This window comes from Paenibacillus vortex V453, assembly GCF_000193415.1.
In the GTDB taxonomy this organism is placed as follows: domain Bacteria; phylum Bacillota; class Bacilli; order Paenibacillales; family Paenibacillaceae; genus Paenibacillus_AQ; species Paenibacillus_AQ glucanolyticus.
In genome coordinates this window covers 196,283-219,304 of record NZ_ADHJ01000017.1, presented here as the reverse complement: position 1 = coordinate 219,304, position 23,022 = coordinate 196,283, and the positions used below count along the sequence as shown (strand labels likewise).

The 23,022-nt window shown below is 51.9% G+C and carries 16 protein-coding genes and 1 pseudogene; 1 reads left to right on the top strand and 16 read right to left on the bottom strand.

The features are described from left to right. Positions 1–2: 2 nt before the first annotated feature. From addA to PVOR_RS09870, 3 genes and pseudogenes are all read right to left on the bottom strand, one after another. Positions 3–4,118 (bottom strand): annotated as a pseudogene (gene addA / locus PVOR_RS09880) (helicase-exonuclease AddAB subunit AddA). A 5-nt stretch (positions 4,119–4,123) separates the two neighbouring features. Then, positions 4,124–7,654 carry a helicase-exonuclease AddAB subunit AddB gene (gene addB, locus PVOR_RS09875; RefSeq protein ID WP_006209016.1) on the bottom strand — a complete coding sequence of 1,177 codons (3,531 nt, stop codon included), beginning with the start codon at positions 7,652–7,654 and terminating at the stop codon, positions 4,124–4,126. A 305-nt stretch (positions 7,655–7,959) separates the two neighbouring features. Then, entirely contained in the window at positions 7,960–9,333 is a 1,374-nt protein-coding gene (locus tag PVOR_RS09870) for a class I SAM-dependent rRNA methyltransferase (protein WP_006209014.1), read from the bottom strand. A 329-nt stretch (positions 9,334–9,662) separates the two neighbouring features. Here PVOR_RS09870 and PVOR_RS09865 point away from each other — a divergent pair, with 329 nt between their 5' ends. Continuing rightward, positions 9,663–10,634, top strand: a complete 972-nt coding sequence (locus PVOR_RS09865; RefSeq protein ID WP_006209013.1) for a Na/Pi cotransporter family protein — start codon at positions 9,663–9,665, stop codon at positions 10,632–10,634. On the opposite strand, the gene PVOR_RS09860 is transcribed toward PVOR_RS09865, so the two are convergent. From PVOR_RS09860 to PVOR_RS09800, 13 genes are all read right to left on the bottom strand, one after another. Further along, the gene (locus PVOR_RS09860; protein WP_006209012.1) at positions 10,631–11,086 is read right to left on the bottom strand and encodes an NUDIX hydrolase; all 456 of its coding nucleotides are present in this window, start codon (positions 11,084–11,086) and stop codon (positions 10,631–10,633) included. The two genes, PVOR_RS09865 and PVOR_RS09860, sit on opposite strands and share 4 nt — an antisense overlap. Positions 11,087–11,173: 87 nt before the next feature. Beyond that, positions 11,174–12,517 carry a tRNA (N(6)-L-threonylcarbamoyladenosine(37)-C(2))-methylthiotransferase MtaB gene (gene mtaB, locus PVOR_RS09855; protein WP_006209011.1) on the bottom strand — a complete coding sequence of 448 codons (1,344 nt, stop codon included), beginning with the start codon at positions 12,515–12,517 and terminating at the stop codon, positions 11,174–11,176. 2 nt (positions 12,518–12,519) lie between these two features. Beyond that, the gene (locus PVOR_RS09850) at positions 12,520–13,290 is read right to left on the bottom strand and encodes a 16S rRNA (uracil(1498)-N(3))-methyltransferase (protein WP_006209010.1); all 771 of its coding nucleotides are present in this window, start codon (positions 13,288–13,290) and stop codon (positions 12,520–12,522) included. A 74-nt stretch (positions 13,291–13,364) separates the two neighbouring features. Next, positions 13,365–14,057 carry a site-2 protease family protein gene (locus PVOR_RS09845; RefSeq protein ID WP_006209009.1) on the bottom strand — a complete coding sequence of 231 codons (693 nt, stop codon included), beginning with the start codon at positions 14,055–14,057 and terminating at the stop codon, positions 13,365–13,367. A gap of 2 nt (positions 14,058–14,059) precedes the next feature. Beyond that, entirely contained in the window at positions 14,060–15,037 is a 978-nt protein-coding gene (gene prmA / locus PVOR_RS09840; protein ID WP_006209008.1) for a 50S ribosomal protein L11 methyltransferase, read from the bottom strand. 183 nt (positions 15,038–15,220) lie between these two features. Next, positions 15,221–15,421: a YfhD family protein gene (locus tag PVOR_RS09835; RefSeq protein WP_006209007.1), complete on the bottom strand. Its 201-nt coding sequence runs from the start codon at positions 15,419–15,421 to the stop codon at positions 15,221–15,223. 49 nt (positions 15,422–15,470) lie between these two features. Continuing rightward, on the bottom strand, positions 15,471–15,842 hold the full coding sequence (locus tag PVOR_RS09830; protein ID WP_006209006.1) for a hypothetical protein: 372 nt from the start codon (positions 15,840–15,842) through the stop codon (positions 15,471–15,473). A gap of 179 nt (positions 15,843–16,021) precedes the next feature. Further along, on the bottom strand, positions 16,022–17,140 hold the full coding sequence (gene dnaJ / locus PVOR_RS09825) for a molecular chaperone DnaJ (protein WP_006209005.1): 1,119 nt from the start codon (positions 17,138–17,140) through the stop codon (positions 16,022–16,024). A 92-nt stretch (positions 17,141–17,232) separates the two neighbouring features. Beyond that, positions 17,233–19,071 (bottom strand): molecular chaperone DnaK, encoded by a 1,839-nt coding sequence (gene dnaK, locus PVOR_RS09820; RefSeq protein ID WP_006209004.1) that lies wholly within the window; start codon positions 19,069–19,071, stop codon positions 17,233–17,235. Between the two features lie 87 nt (positions 19,072–19,158). Next, a complete protein-coding gene (gene grpE / locus PVOR_RS09815) occupies positions 19,159–19,755 on the bottom strand; it encodes a nucleotide exchange factor GrpE (RefSeq protein ID WP_006209003.1) in 597 nt (198 codons plus the stop codon). Positions 19,756–19,816: 61 nt separating this feature from the next. Further along, positions 19,817–21,352: a TCP-1/cpn60 chaperonin family protein gene (locus tag PVOR_RS09810; protein WP_006209002.1), complete on the bottom strand. Its 1,536-nt coding sequence runs from the start codon at positions 21,350–21,352 to the stop codon at positions 19,817–19,819. Positions 21,353–21,365: 13 nt separating this feature from the next. Beyond that, on the bottom strand, positions 21,366–22,400 hold the full coding sequence (hrcA, locus tag PVOR_RS09805) for a heat-inducible transcriptional repressor HrcA (protein WP_006209001.1): 1,035 nt from the start codon (positions 22,398–22,400) through the stop codon (positions 21,366–21,368). A gap of 108 nt (positions 22,401–22,508) precedes the next feature. Then, on the bottom strand, positions 22,509–22,970 hold the full coding sequence (locus PVOR_RS09800; RefSeq protein ID WP_006209000.1) for an N-acetyltransferase: 462 nt from the start codon (positions 22,968–22,970) through the stop codon (positions 22,509–22,511). Between the last annotated feature and the right edge of the window lie 52 nt (positions 22,971–23,022).

Below are 23,022 nucleotides of genomic sequence, written 5' to 3'. Positions count from 1 at the left end.
GGTTAAACCTGAACGGCCTGTCCCCCATCAAAAAAGTACAGCCATTTCTCATATACAGGCTCGCCTAAAATGTCTTCCAGCGCCTTTGCATACAAATCCAGTTGAAAACGGTACTGTTCCGCCAACGCCGGAATGCCGCCGCGGTGCTCCAGCACCCGATCCGTTTTATAATCCAGCAGCACAAGTCTTCCATTGTGCCGGAATAAGCAGTCTACAACCCCCTGGATCAGCACAGTCTCGTCCTGAAGCAGTTGAACATGCGGGTGATCGTTCGCCGTCTGTTCCGCGATTTGGTCTATAAAAGCAAGCCCTTGATAGGCTTCCGCTGCAGGCAGTGCATAGGAGAACGGCATTTCACGCCATGTATCTTCTGCTTCCATAAGCTGCTTCCCAACTGCACAATCAAAAAGGCTGCTGATTTCCGTCCGGCTCCACGACGGCAGCCTGCTCTCCGGTTATGATTTCCTTCTCCACAAGATAGCGGATGGTTTGTTCAATCTCGGAAATCCGTTCAGCAGCTCCCCCCAATCGTTGAAGGGGCAAGTGCTGCATAATCGTATGGTAGACCGTTCCCCGCTCGGCTGGTGTCAGCTTCGCAGACTCCATGAATTTTGGCCGCCTCAGATTCAGTGTGAAGGAAGCGCCAAGTCCTATATCTTCCTGGCTCTGGCGTTTCACGGCCTGCTCCTCTATCAGATCCAAGGAGGGACTGTCCTGAAGCGTCAAAAGTTTCTTCATCTCCGTCACAGACGTTTTGGCGGAAATTTGACTGACCGCTTCATAGCGATAGCTCCAAGACAAGCGCCGGTCAATGGCTTCCCGCTGGTGATCGGACACAACATCCTCCTGCTGCGCCGTCGCTGAATCCAGTTCTACCGGATCAAGTTTGTGAAGAGCTTTTAATTTGTTCATTCGATCCAGACTGTCTGCTTGAACATCATCCGCAATTCCACTCATGCCCTGCGCCAAAGATTCCGGTGTCTCTATCGAAAACAGCCACTCTGATTGATCCTCAGCCAGCACACCCAAATTCCCCTCTACGGGCAACCCTGCCATTTCACGGAGCAAGGTCGCGGAAGGGTGCCGGATCACGGCAGGGCCGATCCAGTCCAAATAACTCCGGCCTCGGGCAAGGACATAATCCGGCAGCAGCAGCTCGGGATTATGATCGGCCTGCGCCCATGTAGACACTTTTTTCGGCAAATCCTTCACCGTACCGACCAGGATCATCTTCTCCTTCGGCCGTGTGAGCGCAACGTAGAGCACTCGCATCTCTTCGGCCAGCAGCTCCAGCTGCGATCTGCGGCGGATTGCCAGATTAGGCAGGGTGGGGTAACTGACCCGCATGCCCTCATCTACAAATTTCGGTCCAAATCCAAGCTCCTTATGCATGAGGAAGGGCGAGTTCAAATCCTGCTGGTTGAAATTCTTGGACAATCCCGCCACAAAAACGACCGGGAATTCCAACCCTTTGCTCTTGTGAATGGTCATCAGACGTACAGCGTTTCCTTGGCTGTCCGTTCCGCCGGCAGTCCCAAGATCTCCCCCCCGCTCCCGAAGCCTTGAAACAAAGGTAAGAAAACGAAAGAGTCCCCTTGAGGAAGTATCCTGCTCATACTGCACCGCACGGTCATACAAGGCTGTCAGATTCCCCTGACGCTGCTTGCCTCCCGGCAAACCGCCGATCCAATCCAAGTAACCGGTCTCGCTGTAGATCCCCCAGATCAGCTCGCTCAGGCTCCCCTGACGGGCCTCCTGACGCCAGCGCCGCAGCCGGTCCATGAACGACCCCAGTTTTGTGCCCAGCTCCGTTGATATTTCAACATTCGGGCCGTTCATCCGCATCGAAGCACTTGAAGAGCTGCCTGCAACCAGCTCATGGCCTGCCGCCGCTTCTGCCATACTTTCCAGCTCTGTGCCCGGAGTCCACTTCCCGTCAACGAGACCTAATGAACGTTCTGAATCCAATACCGGCGCCAGTCCACCTAACGCAGCAGCTGCCTTAAGCGCATCGTAATAAGTACCTTTGGCGCACAGGCGGACCTGTGCCATCTCTTCCTCGGATAAACCGAGAATGGGCGATCGCAGAACCGATGCCAGAGGAATATCCTGCCGAGGGTTATCGATTACCTGCAGCAGCGATAAGATAATCTCCACTTCGGTTGCCTGAAAGTATCCTTTGTTCTGCTCGCCGAACGCCGGAATTCCCTCCTGTCGCAGCTCCTCAATGATTAGAGGCGCCCTATACCATGGCAGAACGCAGCAAAATGACCATATCTCCATACCCGGCGGGCCGCATCGATTTTAGTGCCTTATCGTAAACCATGAGCGGCTTTCCGCTTTCGCCGGTCATCTCACGGATTCTGCGGGCAATGGCATGAGCTTCCAGTTGGGCGGTTTCCATCTCAAGCGCCTCAACCTCCATCATGCCCCCGTCCTCTTCCGAAGCCGATTCTTCGGACGGTTCCTCCGCACCCTTTCCGAGACGGTCGATGAGAAGCAATTCTGGCGTATAAGGACTCATGCCCCCTGTATCCTCGCGTTCGGGAAAGGAAGCGCCGGATATCAGCTCTGCACGCTCGTCATAGGCGATCTCCGCTACGGATTCATTCATGATCTGTCGAAACAGCACATTAACAGCATTTACAACTTCCATCCGGCTTCGAAAATTTCGAGCCAGATCAATCCGCATGCCCACAAGGGACGTGTTGACGTCCGAGGAGAATTTTTTGTATTTATCAAGAAAAAGTCCCGGCTCTGCCAGGCGGAAACGGTAGATGCTCTGCTTCACGTCTCCAACCATAAACCGATTTCCCGGCTCTTCTCTGGATATCAATCGTACGATATCTTCCTGCACACTGTTTGTATCCTGATATTCGTCCAGCAGCACTTCGTCAAACTGCTCGCGATATTCCATCGCCGCATCGGAGGGCATCATATGACCCGGCACGGAATCCGGATGGCGAAGAATATGTAGGCAGTAATGCTCCAGATCGTTAAAGTCGACCAAGCCTTTGGATGCCTTGGACTCCCGGTAGTCGCTCGCCAAAGGAAACAACCGTCTCGGCCAGTTCCTGCATCAGCGGCGCAGCCGTATGCAGCTCCTGCAGAAATTCTGATGCCGGTCGGCCGAACAAGGCGCTTTTCAGCTCATTTACGGTCTTCTTCACAAGGTCCCGAAGTTCCTTGACCCGTTCCTGCAGCTCAGGCAGGACATCGTCCTTCCTGACCGACTTCAGCTTGCCAAAAGAAACCTCGCGAAAAATACCGTATAACGATTCCCACGGTGAAGAATCGATGGCTTCAAGCAAAGAGGCCACCAGCGACAAATCCTCATTCAGATTATCCACATACGGTGCTGGCCCCCCGGGCTGCATAGCGATGGTTTTCGCTTGCAATAGCAGGCCTGCAGCTCCGTTCAATGCTAAACGTGCATCAGCCAATACACTCTGAACCCACGCTGTTTGTCCGAGCGCCTCGGTATCCGCTACATGGAAGCTTGCCGCTGTGTCTCGGAGCCAGCTTGCCGGCCATGAATGACTGCGCGAGAAATCGTAGAGGCGCTGCACGAGACGATACAGTGCATCGTCCGTTCTCTCCCCGCTGAACCAATCCGCCAAACGGAGAAACGTACTGCCCTGGTCCTGCTCTGCTTCACCATACTTCTCTTCGAACAGCTCCTCCAGCATATCCTGCCGCATCAAATCCGCCTCATGTTCATTCAGAATGCGGAACCCCGGATCCAGCGGGATCAGCTGATAATACCGGCGGATGACTTCCATGCAGAAGGAGTGCAGCGTTGTAATAGACGCCCTGCCAAGTAAAGCGAGCTGGCGCCGGATATGCTCGTTGTCCGGGTCACGGTCCAGCTCGCGTTCAAGCGCTTCCCGAATCCGACCGCGCATTTCGGCTGCCGCTGCCTTGGTAAAGGTAGCCACAAGCAGCCGGTCCACACTGAACCCTGTGGTATCGTCAAGGATTTTGCGAATGATCCGCTCAACAAGCACGGCGGTTTTTCCTGAGCCTGCTGCAGCTGCAACCAGGATGTCATCACCCGAAAGTGCAATGGCCTTCCATTGGTCATCACTCCACATGCTGCCCTCAGGCTTTGCTATCATCTCTCTCACCGACTCTCTCCTCCCTTCGGATGTCCCAGCAGATCCCAGACCTGATCGCGTCCCGGCTTGCCCAGCAGCTGGTAGTCGCTGCCCTCAATCGCATCGTCGAACTGACACACCGGCCGGTAGGAACAGTACGTGCAAGCTGTTTCCTGCTGGATTCGGTAAGGTTCAATCGCTACATCGCCGCCGGTAATTCTGGAGCCGATCGTCAGCATATTTTCCCGCACTGCGGATAACAAAGTCTCCCACTGATCCGGCGTCGCAACGGCTGCGCTGCTGTAGAAGCTGCCGTCTGTTTTGACGGCAACAGGCAGAATAGCCGAATGGCCTTTTTCAAGGGATGAATCCATGAGGGAAACGGCTTCACGGTCTGCAAGCAGCAGACCTTTCATTTTGTAGCGCTTGAGCAGTTCCTCTGCCGCCTGTTCCGGCGTCATGCCGTTTGCGGATTGCAATACCGGATCATGAACGTGGAAATACAGCGTTCCCGCAGGCAATGCCTGTTCGCCAAGCCAATCCTCCGCAAACGTCAGCAGCACGTCCAGATAGGTCAGCATCTGCAAGGACAATCCGTAATAGACCTCATGCAATCGCAGATCCTTCTGGCTGGATTTATAATCAATGACCCGAAGCATGATCCCATGCTCGCCACGTGCCATATCCACCCGGTCAATACGACCGACAACCTCCATCTTCACCCCGTTAAGCAGTTCAAACGTCAGCGGCGGCAGCGGTTTGCCGGGACCGAAGTCAAGCTCAAGGCCGATCGGCTCGAATTTGCCGCGCCGGGCTTGTTCACCCAAAATAACGGAAGCTCTGCCCACGATATTCTTCAGCTTCCGGGAGATATATCCATACCGTTTGGAGCTCAACAAGATTTCGCCCTGCAGCATCGGAGCGAGCCGATCCACGGTAGCCTCCGCCTCACGCAGACACTCATCTGCCGACAGGTCTCCCCAGCTTCGATGCTCCGATTGAAACTTCACTGCCATGCTGCTCAAGGCAGCATGGAACAGCTGTCCGATGTCAGGAGCCTGCAGTCGGTACAGCTGCCGCTCTCTCAGCTTTAATCCATGTGATGCAAAATGTGAAAATGGACAGGCTACAAACCGCTCCATCCGGGATACGCTTGTCCGCAGCTTCGTTCCATACAATTGCCTGCTGGTCTCTTCCTTAAGAGGCTGCGCTTCATTCCGATAGGACAATGAAGAGAGCATCGATTCCAGACGCGGCCGAAATTCCGGCTTCTGAGCAAACCAATTGTACATATGCCACCAAATGTGCGGAATGTCCTCTCCATTCCTCCAGTCGCGAAGCCTGCCCGTTAAATATGCAAGCGTCTTGTCCGGGCGGGCCGCATAACGCTCCTGTTCGGGAACCGATTGCCCGGCATGCGGCCTTGGATACAGGGGTGTCTCGTCGATCTGGAACATCAGCTTCAGATGACGGATCACCTCGGAAGGCAATAACGTCTTGCCTTCATCATCTGCAGCAGGATAGCTGACCCACAGCTGCTCGCTGGCTGAAGTAAGCGCGTTGTAGATCAGGAAGCGCTCATCCAGCAGTCTGCGGGATATACTCGGGGCAAGCTCCAACCCGCGATCTTCGAGATGGAGCCGCTCCGGCTCTGTCAAAATGCCGTCATCCTGAAACTGGGCTGGAAGAACGCCATCGTTAATGCCGAGCAGAAAAGCATACTTCACCCCGCCCGTTCGTGTCCGGTCCATGCTTCCGATAAGCACCTGATCCAGAGAGGGTGGTACAAGGGCCATCTTCATTTCAGTGAGACCCGTATCCAGCACCCCTGTAAACAATTCCGTGCTCAGCTTCTCTGCACCCATCATCTCCACAATCTGGTCAAGCAGGTCAAGCACGGCTCCCCATACCTGGCGATGCTCCCTGGCTTCCTCTGGACGTCCTGCGTCCAACGCGGCCCGGCTGAGCAGCTCCAGCTTCTCAGGTACATCGCACTCCTCCAGAAGGCGATAAACTGCCGTACTCTGATCCATGGCGGTCGCAGCCTTTTTCATCCGTTTCTCGAACGCATGAAGCGGCTCTGCGATGACCCTTCTTGCGTATTCAATAGCCTGCATGCCGTCGAGATTGAGCACCTCGTTTTCTCCATCCTCTAGAGAGAGACTTGGAATCCCCTTCCACGGACGGCCATCCGTCCAGCGGTAACCATGAATCCCGGAAGCGAGCACATGATTCTCCAACCGGTCCATATCCTCCCGGTTCAGGGAGCCGTCCAGCGGAAGCAGCAAATCCGTCTTCACGCAGCGGAACACATCCTCATAACGCCATCTTCGCCCAATGATATCCAGAGCCGAGCGAATGAATTCAACTAACGGATGGTGCAGTTCGCTCCGCTTCTGATCCAGAAAATAAGGAATATCGTATTCCTTGAATAACGGGCCTACCAGATGCTCATAATCTCCCATATTCCGGACGAATACCGCCATCTCCCGGAATCTCGCTCCTTCCTCCTGCGCCAAGCGCAGCATCTCTCGAAGTGCCCCTTCGATTTCGGCCCGGCGATGGCTGGCAGCATGAAGAAGCAGCCCTTCTCTGCGGCCGTTCTCCTTGTCCTCATGATTCCCGTCTCCATAAGCTCCCGTCCAGCGCTTCTTCCGGTCATAACCGCGCTCAAGATGCGCCAGCACCGGGGAATCCTGAAACCTCGGCGGCACTTCAGGATGCAGCATATGGTGTTCCGCATCCATTCCCAACTCATCGGCAATTCCTTTCAGCTTTATGTACGTCACCGCGGTAGGATGAAACAAATCCAGCTCATGTGGAACAGCCCCATCCATATAAGGTTTGTCGAGTGTCAGAGCTATCGTGACGTGATTGGCATGATGGATAAGCTCCCCGAGCACCCGATACTCCTGCGGGGTAAAGCCATGGAAGCCATCGATCCAGATGTCGGCACGCTTGATGTATTCTGAGTCCGCCACGCCCTCCGCCAGTGAGGCGAGTGTGTCTTCCTCATCCGTGTACAGCCGCGATATCTCGAGTTCGAAATCACGGAATACAGTTACGATATCTTCCAGCTTTCGGCGAAGCATCGGAGAATTTCCGGAGCCCGACATCATCTGGCTCAGCTGCTCCTCCACACAGGAAGCGTCAATGCAGTATCGCTTCATTTCCGTGTAGAGCTCACTCAGCTTACCGACAAAACCGAGCTGCTCGCCTGAGGCGCCGAATAGCTGCAGTTCTTCTTTGCGCCTCCGCAAAATTTTATACATCAGCATGCGTTTTCCTTCTTCACTGATCGCCACTTTCGCTGCTCCGCCAGTCTCCTGCATGACCCGGTAGGCCAATCGGCGGAAACTGAGCACTTGCGCACGCATCATGCCCCGTATGCCTCCCGCATTCACGAGTGCGTGTTCGGCTTCATAGGACCCCTGCTCCGGAACGATCAGAATCATCGGATTCCCCCTGGGATCCCGCTCCAGTTGATCCATCATCTCTTGACGGATCAATGTGCTCTTGCCGCTGCCTGACCTTCCGATCACAAATTGAACGCTCATGCTATGCCCCCTTCCACAGTGTCTGCCAGGTACTCCTTCACCAGAGAACACGATATCGTTCCGATGAAATCATACCCTTGAATCTATGATTTATTTGACCAAAAAGGATGTAAAATCCATTGTAATTGTTAGCACTCTATCAAAAAAGATGCTGATTACTAGTATAACATAAGTGCGGTTTGATGGAACATACGTTTGGATTTCATTGCCATTCCAAAATATTGTGTGCATAAGAAAAAGGACCTCCCCTCATGGTTTACCCACCACTTGGAAGATCCTTCTTATCCATACGATTCGGCAGCACTCTATAGTCTTGATTTGCTGCGCACTTCAAACACAGCGAATTTCAAATAATGCCCCTCGTCCACCCCAAGGATTTGGGGGTGATCTTTACCAGCGGCACGCCATTCCACCAATCTCAGAATTTTGCCTGCATCTTGGGCCGCATCCTGGATCGTCTCCAGGAACAAATCCGGCCGCATATGGTACGAGCAGCTAGCCGTAACCAAATAACCGCCCTCGTTCACCAGTTTCATGCCATGCAAATTGATGTCCTTGTATCCGCGGCAAGCCCCTTTGACGGCTGACTTGGTTTTGGCAAATGCCGGTGGATCCAGAATTACCACATCCCAGGAACGGCCGCCTCCTGCTGTCAGGGGTTTGGAGGTGTCTACCTTCTGATCCCCTTTGGCCCGCTGTTCACGTTCATCCAGTCCTTTTACCTGGTTCCGCAAATATTGGAAGGCATCATCCACGACGAACTCCACCCGATCCTGAAATCCGTTCAGTTCGACATTCTCTCTGGCACTGTCTATTGCATGCTCCGAAATATCGAGGCAGGTAACTTTCTTGGCGCCATATTGGCAAGCATGCAGGGTGAAGCTGCCCGTATGGGAAAAGCATTCAAGCACCGTGGCTCCGTCCCAATATGGAAAAGTAACTTCTTTTCCACTCTTGTTCACAGGCACCTTCTTCAGCTCACCACCCGATTCCACTGCTTGAAGCGCAATTCCGCTGCGGCTTCCCCAGCCGGTCATTAACGGTTTAATGGAAGCCCGATTCTCACGCTGGTCAAAGAAATATCCCGTCTTCTGTCCCTCTTCGATATCAACCTTAATCTTGAGGCCGTTCTCCGTCACGGTTACGTGGCGCGGACACTCTCCGTAGAGGACCCCTTTGCGCAGCTCAAGTCCCTCCAGCTCACGAACGGATACGTCGCTCCGCTCATAGATCCCTTTTGGCTGCATAACCTCAACCAGCGCACTCACAATCTCTTCACGGCAGCGATCCATACCCAGCGTCAGCAGCTGCACAACCAGCACGTCAGCGAAACGGTCTACAATCAAACCGGGTAAAAAATCGGCTTCTCCGTATACCAGCCGGTAGGCGTTCTCTTCCCCGATAAACCGTTCCCGGTGCTTCAGGCACTCCTGAAAACGGGCGGCAAAAAAAGTCCGATTCATCAACTCAATCGGCTCGTAGGAAACGGTGCGTACCGTGATTTGAGACTGCGGATTGTAATAACCCGAGGCAAGAAACCGCCCTTGGTGGTTTAACACAGAAACCAGATCCCCCGGTTTCGGCTCTCCCTCAACTGAGGCAATCTCGCTTTTATAAACCCAGGGATGCCCCTGCTCCAATCTCTTTTTTCGACTGCGCTCCAAAATAACCGATGGCACTGTATGTTCACTCCTTAAGTTATCCCCTGCGCCATATCTATAGGCATGCATGTCCGCCAGGGGTCATATACGTAATAAGAAAAGCGTCTACCGACGTGTTTTTTGCGTAAGACAGACTTTTCCATAAGACACTTTTGCGTAAGACAGACAGCGTGTAAAGGATGTTTTTCTTGCGATTATCGAATTCGCTCAGCTTCGGTGAACTGTTATAAATTCCATAATCTTAAGAAAAGCACCGATGGAGGTCTTACCGAAGAGATCCGGTCAAGTCCTTCCGCCGCGGCCGACGTTATTATCTCACACTTTATTCCTCAGAAAAGGAGAACATCATGCTATCCTCACTCTGGTTTCCCATCTGTTATGGTCTTGTTCTGTTCCTGTTCGGTATGAAGGTCATGGAGGTTGCCCTCCAGCGCTGGGCCGGTCCCCTGTTGCATAAGTGGCTCCACCAAGCGACATCCACACCCATCAAGGGCATGATCGCCAGCACTGCGGTAACAGCACTGCTCCAGAGCAGCACCGCTGTAACCGTACTAGCGATAGGATTCGCGAATGCCGGCCTGTTGAGTTTTGCCGGAACCCTGGGCATCATTCTAGGCACCAACATCGGCACAACGGTTACCACGGAGCTCATCAGTCTTCAAATCGGACAGGCAGCCATGCCCCTCCTTGTCCTCTCCCTGATGTTATGGATTGGAGCTGTACTCGTCAGCGAACACGTACCTTCCAGCTATGACAAATTAAAAGAGAAGCTGATCCGCAGTCAGTTTCTCTGCTTGGCGGTTGCCGGATTCTCGCTTGTGCTGCTCGCCATTCAATTCATGCAATCCATCGGCCCCACCCTTCAAAGCCTTGGCGTGTTCCAATGGTTTCTCGACCATGCTTCGCGAAGCGTCCTCTGGGGCATTGCCGCCGGAACGCTGCTGACCGCGCTCATGCACAGCAGCACTGCAGTCATCGCCATGGCAATGGGCCTTGCAGCAAGCGGAGCACTGCCTCCCGAGATTGGCGTCGCCATCGTGCTGGGCTCTAATGTGGGGACCTGCGTGACAGCTTTAATAGCTGCGCTTGGCAGCACCCGGGCCGGACGATTTGTGGCTTGGTCCCACATAGGTCTCAATATCGGCGGGGTTCTTCTCTTTACGCCCTTGATTGCAGGTTTAACGATGGTATCGGGCTGGTTTGCCGCAGACCCGGCTGGTCAGATCGCCCATGCACAAACCTTGTTTAATGTCGTTTGCTCTCTTATCGCGCTTCCGCTGTGCTATCTGCCATTCTGGAACAAACGGGCTCAGACCTAAATCTGAATATCTTCGTCTACAGGAATGCTGATATCAAGCAGCGTAAGCGCTTTACGCAGGATAACATCATTATTGTTGTAACCGTTACTGCGCTGCTTCCTCCATGCGGTAAGAGGCTCAAACCAATCCACCCCGTTAATTTCCTCGACCTGGGGTTTCAAAACACCCTTTTCTGCCTTTACCAGGTAGTAGTGAACTTCCTTGTCCACCTGGCCTAATTCGGGATGATGGTATTTATATGCAATGATGTCCACTGGAGAGGTGATGGATCCGACTATACCTGTCTCCTCGCATATTTCTCGGAGTGCCGTCTGCTCGACGGTTTCACCTGCTTCCATCTTGCCTTTGGGAAGCGAGGTTTTTCCGTAACGGTCCAATATGAGCTGGATCTGAAGCGCCCCTTCATAATGACGGTATACAACGCCGCCTGCGGAAATTTGTGTATATGTCATGTCCTGTTCCTCCTTCATGTACAACAAGGATTCCACTTCCAAATGGCTAGGAAATGAAATCCTTGTCTGGTATGGCCGCTATTGGAATTACTGGGCAGCTGCCTTAAGTCCATGATCCATGACGCTGAGGAGTTCGCCCTCGCATTCATTTACACCGGCTTTGGTCACTTTTACGCGGCACAATTTGCCTTCGAGATCAGACGAGCCATTGAATATGAGCTGGAGGTAGTTGTCGCTGTAACCCTGCATCTTTCCGCCTTTGGGAGCACCCTTGTATTCCCGCTCCGGTATCACGTCCAGAATCTTGCCTACAAACTGCTCCGCATAAGCAAGCTGCAGCTGCTCCGACAAGTCGATCAGATCATGGACACGGGCGTTCTTCACTTCCTCGTCCACCTGATCCTCCATGCGTGCTGCCGGCGTACCGGTACGCTTGGAATAAGGGAACACGTGCATCTCGGAGAATTGAATGGCCTTCATCAGATCATAGCCGTTGCGGAACATCTCATCCGTTTCTCCTGGAAATCCAACGATGACGTCGGTGGTAATGCCGACATCCGGCATCGCTTGGCGGATCAAGCCCATCTTGTTATAGAACTCTTCCGTCGTATATTTACGGCGCATCCGTTTCAGCACCGTATCATCTCCAGCTTGCAGCGGAATATGGAGGTGACGGCACATTTTAGTGGAACGGTTCAGAACGTCCAGCATCTTCTCGTCGATCTGGCTCGCTTCAATGGAGCTGATGCGAATGCGTTCCAGACCGTCAACCCGGTCAAGATCCCACAACAGGTCGGACAATCGGTATTCCTCAAGATCGTCGCCGTATCCGCCCGTGTGAATACCGGTCAACACGATTTCTTTATATCCTGCTCCTACCAACTGATGCGCTTGCTGGATAATGCTCTTCGGATCCCGGCTCCGCGACAGTCCGCGGGACCAAGGAATAATGCAGAACGTACAGAAGTTGTTGCATCCGTCCTGAATTTTCAGGAATGCACGTGTACGCTCGGCAAAATCCGGAACGTCCATCTCCTCGAACACTCTGGTCTTCATAATATTACGCACCGCATTAATCGGTTGGCGCGTTTTTTCAATATCCTGAATGAAATCCATGATTTTATCGCGATCCTGGTTTCCGATTACAAGATCCACGCCTGGAATATCCAAAATCTCGGCAGGCGAGGTTTGGGCATAACAGCCCGTTACAGCCACGATGGCTTCAGGATTGCGGCGAACCGCGCGTCTGATCATTTGACGGCTCTTTTTATCCCCTGTATTGGTAACGTGGCAAGTGTTAATCAAATAAACATCAGCGGTTTGTTCGAAGTCCACCTGGTCGTAGCCTTCATTTTTGAAGTATTGCCAGATGGCCTCGGTATCGTAAAAATTGACTTTGCAACCCAACGTATAAAACGCTACGGATGGCATGTTCAAACGCCCCCCATTTCTCCAGATTCGTATAGTGCGCAGGCAAGCGCGGTCATGCCGGCAGTCTCGCAGCGGAGAATCCGCCTTCCCAGTCCGACGGACACGGCTCCCGCATCCTCGGCAGCCCGGCATTCCTCTTCCGTAAATCCGCCCTCAGGCCCAACGACCAGCAGCAAGCAGGCTTGGGAGCCGGACTCCGGCAGCGCCTGCTCTACAAATGGCTTGAGCACGTCCCTTAACTGGGAACCATGCTCTTTCTCATAACAAAAGCAAACAGCATCATAGCTGGAAAACGCTGCAAGCAGATTCCTCCACGATAAAGGCTGTTCAACAGACGGTACCCGGTTACGATGAGCCTGTTCAGCAGCCTCCTTCGCGATTTTGCGCCAACGCTCCAGCCGCTTGCCTTCCTTCTTGGCATCGTACTGAACAATCGTTCGTTCCGATAAGAAGGGAGCAAAGGACACCGCGCCAATCTCGGTGCATTTTTGGATGACGGTCTCCATTTTGTCGCCTTTCGGCAAGCTCTGGGCAATCGTCACCTGCAGGCGCGGCTCATTTCTCATCTCCATGGATTCAATCACAACGGCAAAAACGCTAGCCGCTTCTAAACTTTCAATTTCAACCATGGCTTCGCGGGATACCCCATCGCTTACAATCAGTTTATCACCAAGCCTTCCTCGCATGACCTTGGTGATATGACGGGCATCATCGCCCGTAATCTCTACACGGTCTCCCTCGAATTGTGCGGGAGTCACAAAATATCGCTGCATCTTTATATCCTCACCTAACTCAAAAATCGCCAAACCCCATCATACAACTTTTCATGCGAACTGACCAGAAAAAATCAGTGTCGATAACCGCCGGTCATCAAAATGAACATATCCAAAATTTTGGAGGACAGCGCATATGCCGTATCATACAGGGGCTTGATCGTATAGTTCTGGAAAAAAGGCAACAGAATGATCAACAAGAATATAAGGATCGACCATTGCTCAAACTTTTGTATCTTCGCACTCATCCGCGGAGGAAGCGCGTTCTCCAGGATGCGGTAGCCGTCCAGCGGCGGCAATGGAACCAGATTAAACAGACATAAAAAGAAATTGAGCAATATGAATATATTAAAGAACAAATGTACCGCTTGATCCGTCTTGGTTATTCCTTCGGGAGGAATAATGCCGGTTTGATACAGAACAGCATAAATGAGCGCCCCAAGTATGCCTAACAAAAGGTTGCTCAGCGGACCCACCGCCGCCACGATAATGCTCATCCGGCGTGGGTTGCTAAAGTTCTGCCGATTAATGGGAACCGGTCTTGCCCAGCCGAACCCGGCAATCAGCAGGAGGACGATGCCCAGAAAATCAAAGTGCACCGCAGGATTCAGTGTCACTCTGCCCAGCAGCTTGGCTGTAGGATCTCCGAATTTATTAGCAAAATAGGCATGTGAAAACTCATGCACGGTAAATGCAATGATTAAAGCAATCAGGTAAAACGGAAGCTGTTCCAGCGGATAAAATAGCAGCTTATCCAAAAAATCCATAATCAGTTCTTCCTCGCTACGAATGCAACCCAATCATCCTCGCGGCAAATGTCCGCGATTTCGAACCCCGAGGCAATCAGCGCCTTCTCCACGATTTCTTCTTTGTTCTTGTAGATTCCGGAAGCGATATAGGCGCCGCCTGGCTGAAGGGCCTGGTAAACATCGTCCACAAACAATAGGATAACCTCCGCCAAAATGTTGGCCACCACAACTTGTACCGGCAGTCTCACGCCCAGGTCCGATTGAACGGACGAATCCGTCAGTACCGAGAGCAAATCACTTTCCTTCACCGTGATGACATCTTCCAGACCATTAAGACGGGTATTCTCCTTCGCGCTGGATACGGCAACCGGGTCCAGGTCAAGAGCCAGAATTCGCGAAGCCCCCAGATGCGCCGCACCGATGGAGAGAATGCCTGATCCCGTCCCGACGTCAATGACTTCCTCACCGCCCTGGATTACCATCTCCAGCGTACGCAGGCACAAGGAAGTGGTTGGATGTGTTCCCGTTCCGAAAGCCATCCCGGGGTCCAGTTCAATAATGGATTCATTGTCCGATTCAGGCGTGTATTCCTCCCACGTCGGTTTGATGGTTAACCTCTCGGACACGCGGATCGGTTTAAAATACTGCTTCCAGGCAGTCGCCCATTCATTCTCATCCACCGTCTTCATCTCATAACTTACTTCACCTGTATCAATGCCAAATTCCTTCAGCTCCTCCACACGAGGGGCAATTTCATCAAGGACCGATTCCAGCGTAACCGTCTCATCAAAGTAACCTTTGATGACGGCAAACCCTTCAGGAATATCGTTAAACGGAACAATCTCATCAAACCATTGCCCAAGGGATGTATCCCGCTTCTTGTTCGTAGTACCGGACTCTTCAATTGAGACGCCTCCGGCTCCTGCTTCATGCAGGAAATTCGTAATCATCTCCACGGCTTCCTCCGTGGTATGTATCGTTAATTCACGCCATAACATGTGCTACAGTTCCTCCTCGTTCATACATAAATACCATTGTACTATATGGAGGACCCCTGATACAAAGTTTGTACGGAAATGCGTGGCGACTATTCTGTTGATCAAATAATCAAAAAAGTCCTTCTTACCGCCTCCGCAAGAAGAAGGTAAGAGGGACCGGGCAATACATTAAATTCGTAACGATCAATCTACATCTTTACTGGTTTCGTCGAGAATTTTCTTCAATTGGCGTTCATCCGCAGCCTCGCTTCTGCGAAGCGCCTCGACATCATCGTGATCGGCTTCCATTGCCGAGAATTCAACATCCTCAGCCTTGGCGGATTGAAGAGCAATCATCTTCTCCGTTTTGCTTGAAATTTTTCCTTTTTTCACACGTCTCATCATGAGTGCTATTCTCCTTTCCTTATAAACGATTAGCGCTGACCTGCAACACTTAAACCATGCCGCCGGATTCTTCGATGATTCGCATGGCTTGAGTGAATACGCCTTCATCCAACACAACCGTCAACAGAATATCCCGGCCCTCGGTTCCGTCCTGCCCTCCGCTGCTCATCCCGCTGGCAGAAGGATCCGCCGCTCCGAGGATTCCGGCTCCCGGCCCCGAAATGTCCGCATTTAGGGTCAACGTTGACAAGCTGGCAATATTACCTGTCAACGGATTCATCGGTTGGTTAAGCTCCCCGCCGGGATAAGCCCCAAACCGGTCGATAGACATATCCGCAACGCGCAGCGACTGGAGCTTGCGAGCTGCGTGCTGTGCCTGATCAGGGCTTTTGAAATACGCCAAAATATTTTTCTCTGCCACTTCACTTCACCTGCATTTCCTCTTTAAAATCGCGCATCTGGATGGAACCCCCCTAGGATGCTTCATCATTGATCCTTTTATTCTTGGGAGCTGTAGAAAAAACAGCAGGCCAAAGGTATGTTATCCTTCAGCCTGCTGTTATATTTCGTGCTATGAAAGGGAATATCCCTATATCGGTATTAGTCACCACGGAATGCTTTTTTCACACGGTCAAAAAAAGACTGTTCCTGTTCGTGAGTCTGTTCGCCATCAAGCGAAGCAAATTGACGAAGCAGTTCTTTCTGTTCATCACTCAGCTTACTTGGCGTGATAACCACGACTTTGACATGCTGGTCGCCCTGTCCCATGCCGCGCAGCCGCGGTACCCCTTTGCCTTTCAGTCGGAAGAAGGTGCCGGTCTGTGTTCCAGCAGGGATCTTCAGCTTCACTTTTTCGGTCAGCGTCGGGATTTCGATCTCATCGCCAAGCGCAGCTTGGGCAAAGGTAAGCGGCACTTCGCAATAAATGTCGTCCCCTTCGCGTTCAAAGAAATCATGCGGTTTCACACGAATAACGATATACAGGTCACCGGCAGGTCCGCCGCGTAATCCGCCTTCGCCTTCGCCTGTCATGCGCAGCTGAGCTCCGTCATCCACACCGGCAGGTACGCGAACATGAATTTTGCGCTGTTTTTTCACTTTACCATTGCCATGACAAGTCGAGCAGCGGTCTTTGATAATCTTTCCGGTTCCGTTACAGTTGGAGCAAGCACGGCGGTTCACCATACGTCCGAATGGCGTATTTTGCACAACCTCCTGCTGTCCGCTGCCATTACATACCGAGCAGGTATGAGGCTGCGTGCCTGGTTTGGCACCGGAACCATGACAGGTATCGCAGGTCTCGGTTCTCGGGATATTAATATCCGTCTCCTTGCCAAATATGGCTTCCTTAAACTCTACCGTCATGGTGTACTGCAGATCGTTCCCCCGCTGAGGCGCATTCGGATCACGGCGTCCATTGCCGCCAAAGAACATATCAAATATATCTCCAAAACCGCCGAAATCACCGGAGAAGCCGCCTCCGCCCATTCCTTGGTTCGGATCGACATGACCGTACTGGTCGTAAGTCGAACGCTTCTGACCATCGCTCAATACATCGTAAGCCTCTTTCACTTCTTTGAATTTGGCTTCCGCGTCAGCCGCTTTGTTTACATCCGGATGGTATTGGCGAGCCATTTTGCGGTACGCCTTCTTGATATCATCATCCGATGCATCCTTGCCAACACCGAGCACCTCGTAATAATCACGCTTATCAGCCACGGTTTCACCCCAATCTCTTTATTACTCTTTACATAAGGAAAGCCAAAGTGCGAAGATGCGCAGCTTTGACCTTCCCATACAATCTATTCAGATTAACCTTTGTTTTTATCTTCGTCAACAACCTCGTAATCTGCATCAACGACATTGTCTTTCTTCGGAGCGCCAGTGTCAGCACCTTCAGCACCTTGCTGTTCTTGTGCTGCTTGCTCATACAGTTTCACGGACAGCTGCTGCACGATTTGAGTCAGCTCCTCAACCGAAGCGTTAATCTCTTCCAGGTTATCGGCTTCGAGCGCCTTTTTCACTTTCTCTTTCGCTTCGTTCGCTTTTTCCACTTCGGCCGCATCAACTTTGTCTCCAAGGTCTTTGATGGTTTTCTCTGTGGTGTATACGAGTTGGTCCGCATTGTTGCGAGCTTCTACCAGCTCTTTACGTTTACGGTCTTCCTCGGCGTGAAGCTCAGCGTCTTTCATCATTTGTTCAACTTCAGCGTCACTCAAGCCGCTGGAAGACGTGATGGTGATCTTCTGGCTCTTGCCAGTGCCTTTATCCGTAGCCGAAACATTGACGATACCGTTCGCATCAATATCGAAGGTAACTTCGATTTGCGGTACACCGCGCGGTGCTGGAGGAATATCTCCAAGCATGAATCGTCCCAATGTTTTGTTGCCGGCAGCCATTTCGCGCTCACCTTGAAGCACGTGAATTTCGACACTCGGCTGGTTATCGGCATACGTGGAGAATACTTGGGATTTGCTTGTTGGGATTGTCGTATTGCGATCGATCATTTTGGTGAATACGCCGCCTGCGGTTTCGATACCGAGGGACAGTGGAGTTACGTCGAGCAGAACCACGTCTTTAACGTCGCCAGTCAATACGCCCGCTTGAACAGCGGCACCAAGCGCGACCACTTCGTCAGGATTTACGCCTTTGTGAGGCTCTTTGCCTGTCAATTTCTTAATGGCTTCTTGTACGGCTGGAATACGGGTAGAACCGCCGACAAGTACGATTTTATGAATATCATTAGCCGTCAAACCTGCATCGCTAAGCGCTTGACGAGTTGGTCCAAGCGTACGCTCTACAAGTGAAGCGGACAATTCTTCGAATTTAGCACGAGTCAGGTTGATCTCCAAATGCTGAGGCACGCCATCAGCAACGGTGATGAACGGCAGGGAAATCGTTGTTGTAAGTACGCCGGACAATTCCTTTTTCGCTTTCTCAGCTGCGTCTTTCAAACGTTGAACGGCAGCCTTGTCTTTGCTCAGGTCAATGCCCTGCTCTTTTTTGAATTCTGCTACCAGGTAGTCGATGATCACTTGGTCAAAATCGTCTCCGCCGAGTTTGTTGTCACCGCTGGTTGCTTTTACTTCGAAGAAGCCATCGCCGAGTTCCAGAATAGAAACGTCGAATGTACCGCCACCAAGGTCATATACCAGAATCGTTTGGTCTTCGGATTTTTCCATACCGTATGCCAAAGCAGCTGCCGTCGGCTCGTTAACGATACGCAGAACCTCAAGACCCGCGATTTTACCGGCATCCTTGGTCGCTTGACGCTGACTGTCATTAAAATATGCAGGAACCGTGATAACGGCTTGGGTTACGGTTTGGCCCAGATACGCTTCCGCATCGGATTTCAGCTTCTGCAGAATGATTGCGGAAATCTCTTGCGGTGTGTAGTCTTTGCCATCGATGGTTTCTTTGTGATTCGTACCCATGTGACGCTTGATGGAGATAATGGTACGATCCGGGTTGGTGATCGCTTGACGTTTGGCTGTATCCCCAACAACACGCTCACCATCTTTCTTAAATCCGACGACGGACGGGGTTGTACGAGCACCCTCCGGATTCGGGATAACTACTGCTTCCCCACCCTCCATTACGGCTACGCAGGAGTTGGTTGTTCCTAAGTCGATACCAATTACTTTGCTCATGAAAAATTTTCCTCCTTATTCATTCACACGAATCTTCGTATGATATTGATCATTTTTTTATATGATAAACGACCATTCGAGAGTCGCTTACATGCTCACTTTAACCATGGCAGGTCTCAATACTTTGTCTTTCAGCATGTAGCCCTTCTGCACTTCCTCGACCACGATGCCTTCCTCGAATTCATCGCTTTCCACTTGCATTATCGCTTGATGATACTCCGGATTAAACGGCTCGCCGATACTGTTCATCGCCGTCAAGCCTTCGCTTGCCAGAACGGATTCCAGTTGACGGAAAATCATGTTTACCCCTTTAGAGAAGGATTCAAACTCCGGATTGTCACCGGATGCCTGAAGGGCACGTTCAAAGTTGTCAATCACGGGCAGAAGCTCCGTAATGAGTTTGGAGGAAGCATATTTACCAAGCTCCTCTTTCTCCTTCTGTGTACGTCTGCGGAAGTTATCGAAATCCGCTTGCACTCGCAGCGCACGCTGCTGATGCTCCAGCACTTCAGCCTGAAGTTTCTCAAGCTCGGCAGAACCAGCCTCATCCGAAGATTCCGTTACAGGAATCTCCTGCTCAGGGGTTACTTCACCCTCACCCGGGCCTGGCGTGTTCTCCAACGTTTCTTCTACTATTTCCTCTGATACTGTATCTTGAACGGCATCCTTATGCTCATTATTCAAGACGCCTTCACCTCCTTCATATTCTAAACCAGGTTGTCTGTGATTCATTTATGGGATTACGTTATTCGCCTATTTCCTTCATCTTGATTACATGATGAATCCGAAGCACGGCAGCCGCTACTTCGCCGGCTGCCCGCAGTCCGTGAAGTTTGACCGGAGCCGGATCAAGCACCCCAAGCTCCTCATAATCCACAACACGGCCGCTGTCACAATCAATACCCATACTATCGGAGATGGCACGAATTTGTGCTGCGCGCACTTCCTCCATCTTCTCAAGCGGATTGTAACCGGCATTCAGAAGGATCTGCGACATCGGCTTGCGCAGCGCCGCCGAAACGGCCTCCATCCCGAAGGCTTCCATGCCTTTCTGGGCCTCCCGGATCCGTTCCAACTCGTAGGACACGGCAAGTTCGCTTGTCCCGCCGCCTGGAAGCACCCCGCCGGATACGGCCGCCTGCAGAGCCGATGCTGCGTCTCCCGCGATTCGGGCGGCCTCGCCCACCACTTCAGAGGTGCTTGCACCGACAATGACCGTCACAATACGGTCTTGATTGCCGCATGCAAGCCGGATCTTCTCAATCCCTTCATCATAAGAGACACGCGGGGTATGGCCCAGAAGAGCCGCAAGCTCCTTCGAGTCTTTATGTAACGCCTTCCGGCGTATGGGAGTAGCCCCCGTCATGTCGCTTACCCGCCGAAGATCCGCACGCGATACGCGCGGCACAACCATCATGCCGTGGTCGAGGCAGAACTGCTCTGCATCGGGGTGGATTCCTTTTTCAAGCAGAATGAGTTTTACGGACAATTCCGACATCTTCTCTAAATCCGAAGCGAACACTTTCCTAAGATCCATATACTGCGCAAACCCGGCTTCCGTTGTCAGCGCCTCTTCGTCTATCTCATCCGGCTCCAGGGAATCGAACAGCACAAGCACCTTGGCATCATCATATGATTGTGATTCGCGAGCGAAGATCGGCCTCTGCCGCAGCAGAACCCCTTCAAACACTTCATTCTCGGCATTCTCCAGAGCAATTATACTGTCTGCAAGCGAGTAGGAAGGGTCCTGGAGCCGATTAATTCCGGCCTTGTGCGCAGCCTGCATGATTAATTCCACAATGTCCTTGCGTTCACGGCCAGCAACGTACACCGTCCGCTCAAGCAGCGGATCGTCCAGTCCGTCAATGACCCGAACCCGGTCAGATAACAACCGCAAAGACGTCTCGATTCCCTGGCGCAGACCCTCCACCACCTTGGAAGCCGGGACACCCCGCGTAATGCGGGATACGCCTTCCTGTACCAGGGCACCTGCAAGCACGGTAGCGGTTGTGGTGCCATCCCCGATCTTCTCCTGCTGGGCACGCGCCACCTGTATGAGAAGGCGGGCTGCCGGATGGGTGACATCCATTTTATCCAGAATCGTGACACCGTCATTAGTAATGACGACTTCACCGCGAGGACCCACCAGCATCACGTCCAGCCCCTTGGGCCCAAGAGTACCTTCCACAGCGGACGTGACAGCCCGGACGGCATTACTATTGTTCAGCAGCGTAGAGTATCGCTCATCTCCATCCACTTGGCTATGTTGTCCTTGGCTCATCTGTCTCACTCCTTTATTTGTACCAGTGTGACAGCAGCTTCGTCAGGTCATGGGATAATACATTCAAGATGCCGATCACCCGTGCATATTCCATTCGTGTAGGGCCGAGTATTCCGATGGAACCAAGCGCTTTGCCATCGATGGAATAGGTAGCCGTTATTAAACTGCAGTTGGAGATCGCTTCATGCGTATTCTCCGTACCTATCTTCACCTGAATGCCGTGCTCCCCAGGAGCCGGTGCCATCAGCTTCATCAGGGCGGGCGTCTGCTCCAGAAGCTCAAAGATTTCCCTTACCTTATCCACATCCTTGAACTCGGGCTGATTCAGCATATGGGTGGTACCGCTAAGATACACACCGCGGTGGTCCGGTTCGTTATTAAGCGCAATATCGAGCATGCTCATGAGATCCTCGTAATGCGAAATATGCCGCTGCATTTCCTCGCCAATCTCCGTATACAAACGGGTCTTGAGTTTATATAGAGGCACGTTGACAAGTTTCTTGTTCAGAAGGTTCACCACTTGCTCCAATTCCGAAACGGACACGCCCTTGGGAATGGAGACAATCTTGTTCTCAACTTGCCCAGTGCTGGTTACGATGATCGCTACGGCCTGGTCCTCATGAAGAGGAAGAAGCTGGAAATGACGCAAAGACGTATGAAAAACTTCCGGTCCCAGCAGGATGGAAGTGTAATTAGTCATCTGAGACAAAATGCCGGCTGTATGCTGAATCATCTGCTCCATCACGTTCAGCTTTTCTGCAAAAAATGATTTCATCAAATGCAGCTCCGCAGCGTTCAAGGAAAACGACGACGCGAGATGATCAACATAATAACGATATCCCTTATGAGACGGAATTCGTCCAGCTGACGTATGAGGCTGCTCCAAAAACCCGAGCTCCTCCAGATCAGCCATCTCATTTCGAATGGTAGCCGGACTATAACCCACATCCCCGCGTTTGGAAATGCTTCTCGAACCTACCGGCTCAGCAGAACGGATATAGTCATCCACAATGGCATTCAAAATCATGCGCTGACGATCTGTTAACATGTCGCTCCCCTCCTTGCTGACTGCTAAATTTCGCTTTCGTTAGCACTCATCGTCATCGAGTGCTAACCGATATAACAAAAATACCAAACCGACCTGAGGATTGTCAAGTCAGTTCAGTACTTTAAGAACAGCTATTTCGTCACAGGCGTGCTGCTTCTTGCAATGGATGCAGTCGGTCCACACCTTCTCCGGGAAAATCTCCTTCTCAACGACGTCAAAGCCGTTTTTGATGAAAAAGGATACCTCGTACGTCAAGGCCATCACTTTCGGAAGCTCACGACGCTTCGCCTCTTCCAAAAGGGAATCCACCAGCATCGAGCCGATGCCCTTTCCTTTATAACCTTCAGAGATGCCGAGTGATCGGATCTCAACCAAATCGGTTCCGAGCTGACACAATGAACCACAGCCGATAACATGTCCATCGGATTCCGCAACCACGAATTCTCCGATCTGTTTCTCCAGCACTTTTTTGGACCGGGGCAGCATGATCCCCTTCTCGGCATATCCCTGAATCATCTGATACAGCGGCTCGACATCCTCAAGCTTTGCTTTTCTGCATACAGCCGACATGTTGTCCGTCTCCCCTTTACACGCTCCGTCATGTTATGAATAAATATACAAC

Excerpts from the sequence above, each read along its gene's own strand:
- PVOR_RS09860 (WP_006209012.1), bottom strand. The coding sequence starts at position 11,086 with ATGACATATACACAAATTTCCGCAGGCGGCGTTGTATACCGTCATTAT.
- mtaB (WP_006209011.1), bottom strand. The coding sequence starts at position 12,517 with ATGCCATCCGTAGCGTTTTATACGTTGGGTTGCAAAGTCAATTTTTAC.
- addB (WP_006209016.1), bottom strand. The coding sequence starts at position 7,654 with ATGAGCGTTCAATTTGTGATCGGAAGGTCAGGCAGCGGCAAGAGCACA.
- PVOR_RS09850 (WP_006209010.1), bottom strand. The coding sequence starts at position 13,290 with ATGCAGCGATATTTTGTGACTCCCGCACAATTCGAGGGAGACCGTGTA.
- prmA (WP_006209008.1), bottom strand. The coding sequence starts at position 15,037 with ATGTTATGGCGTGAATTAACGATACATACCACGGAGGAAGCCGTGGAG.
- PVOR_RS09865 (WP_006209013.1), top strand. The coding sequence starts at position 9,663 with ATGCTATCCTCACTCTGGTTTCCCATCTGTTATGGTCTTGTTCTGTTC.
- PVOR_RS09810 (WP_006209002.1), bottom strand. The coding sequence starts at position 21,352 with ATGAGCCAAGGACAACATAGCCAAGTGGATGGAGATGAGCGATACTCT.
- PVOR_RS09845 (WP_006209009.1), bottom strand. The coding sequence starts at position 14,057 with ATGGATTTTTTGGATAAGCTGCTATTTTATCCGCTGGAACAGCTTCCG.
- PVOR_RS09835 (WP_006209007.1), bottom strand. The coding sequence starts at position 15,421 with ATGATGAGACGTGTGAAAAAAGGAAAAATTTCAAGCAAAACGGAGAAG.
- hrcA (WP_006209001.1), bottom strand. The coding sequence starts at position 22,400 with ATGTTAACAGATCGTCAGCGCATGATTTTGAATGCCATTGTGGATGAC.
- PVOR_RS09800 (WP_006209000.1), bottom strand. The coding sequence starts at position 22,970 with ATGTCGGCTGTATGCAGAAAAGCAAAGCTTGAGGATGTCGAGCCGCTG.
- dnaK (WP_006209004.1), bottom strand. The coding sequence starts at position 19,071 with ATGAGCAAAGTAATTGGTATCGACTTAGGAACAACCAACTCCTGCGTA.